Source organism: Ferruginibacter sp., assembly GCF_014377975.1.
GTDB lineage: Bacteria > Bacteroidota > Bacteroidia > Chitinophagales > Chitinophagaceae > Ferruginibacter.
Genome location: NZ_JACMOO010000258.1, coordinates 1 through 1,632, shown reverse-complemented (window position 1 = coordinate 1,632; position 1,632 = coordinate 1). Strand labels below are relative to the sequence as shown.

Sequence of the window (1,632 nt, the reverse complement as noted above, 5' to 3'; positions counted from 1 at the left end):
TTGGTGTAATAGGCACCCATTTGTGCCCTGTCGTTAATGTACTTTTCAAAAATGTACCCTATAACATCGGGGTTAATATCTTTACCTGTAGAGTGTTGCCTTGTATCCAAATGCCACTCATATTCATCAAAGAAATCAAAAATGCGTTCAAACGCCTTGTCGTCTATTTCAATTTCCTTATGTTCTTTCTCAAGTTCATGCTCATCGAACAAGCCTCCGTTTAAATAAGGAATAATACCAATTTCGTCTTTAATTATTTTTCTTCTTTCCGGTTCATTTAAACCCTCATGAAATAGTACCAGCAAGAAATTTCTATAAAAGGAATAAAATTTATCCTTGCCTTTTTTCTGTTTACAATCTTTCAGTTTCTCCCTTAGGTAATTTTTATTTTTATCCAGAAATCCTTTTTTCTGAATAAAATAGCAGAACATTAGCCGGTTGAGCATAAGTGAAACATACCATTGTTTGGCTTTGTTTTCCTGGCTTGCATCAGCTTTTTTCTTTTTCTTATTCCAGTCGTCTATATGGTCGTCAATACCTTTTATAAAGGCATAAAAAGAAAGGTGCTCTTTTTTAAAACGTTCATAAAATTGCTTTGTAACCCGCTCGGCATTTTGGTGGAAGTTATCAGCCACCCGCTTGGTTACATCAACAATAGTGATATTCTCTTCTTCATCCAATTCAAAAAATAATCCTGAAACCCGCTGGTATAACAATTCCGGATCCTGGTGCAGCGCATACCTTGTATCCGTGACTTTAGCAGGCTTACCTGTTTGTTTCAATACCAATTGCCAAACCTGCTCTTTCTCTTTAGCATCAATGAAAATAATGAGGTGCTCCTGGAACAGTTTGGTTACTTTGGTTTCAATTTTCTTGCGAATATTATAGTCAGGTATCTGCCCAGCTTTATCAGGGGCACACACGAGGATTTTAAACCCACTTTTCACCGCTACACTTCGTAAAATGAAGGTTTCGGTATCAACAATAATAGGTTGAATAGTACTATCGTTGTTCCAACCCAAATCGTTGAATAAATCACGAAACTTAAAAGCCCGGATATATTGTGCAAACAGTGTTTTGGTTAATGGCATAATCAGTTAGTATTGTTTGATAGACCTAATGAACAAATAATCTGTGGTTCTTTAAAAGGTTGATCCTCTTCATTAACAATAGCCAGCTTATCTTCTTCCCTTAATGAAATAACTAATGAGGCCAATTGATCGTCGGAGATACCCGCTTTCAACTGCCTGTTCAAAGTTTCCCTTGCAAACTCTTTTAAGGGATACTTATAAATATCATCAATTGCTTTTTTTAATTCCTCAGTAACAAAAAGAGAATTTTGATACTCTTTACAATACCTGTCGAGCCTCATATAGCAACGGTATTTTACACCTGTTTTTTTACCTAAAGTACCACCGGTGTTTTTTTCATCATCCTTAATAAAATCAATTGCCTTCTTCACCAATTCATGATGGTTCTCTATCTTATGCAAGGGCTTGGTGTCGGCATTGCATTGTGCTGCTTTTAGAATGGTTAGTTGCGACTGGGTCAACACGTTCCCTTTATTGTCCATCCACGCAAGTACATCATTGTCTTCAGCGGTACGGCTATAAACAATAACTCCTTCCTTTT

The 1,632-nt window shown here is 36.5% G+C and carries 2 protein-coding genes; both read right to left on the bottom strand.

Annotation, left to right across the window (positions count from 1 at the left end; translation table 11 throughout):
- The coding region (locus H7254_RS13745; protein WP_301933510.1) for a type IIL restriction-modification enzyme MmeI at positions 1 to 1,091 on the bottom strand (1,091 nt) is incomplete at its 3' end.
- Positions 1,092 to 1,093: 2 nt separating this feature from the next.
- On the bottom strand, positions 1,094 to 1,632 hold a 539-nt coding region (locus H7254_RS13740; protein WP_301933509.1), incomplete at its 5' end, for a hypothetical protein.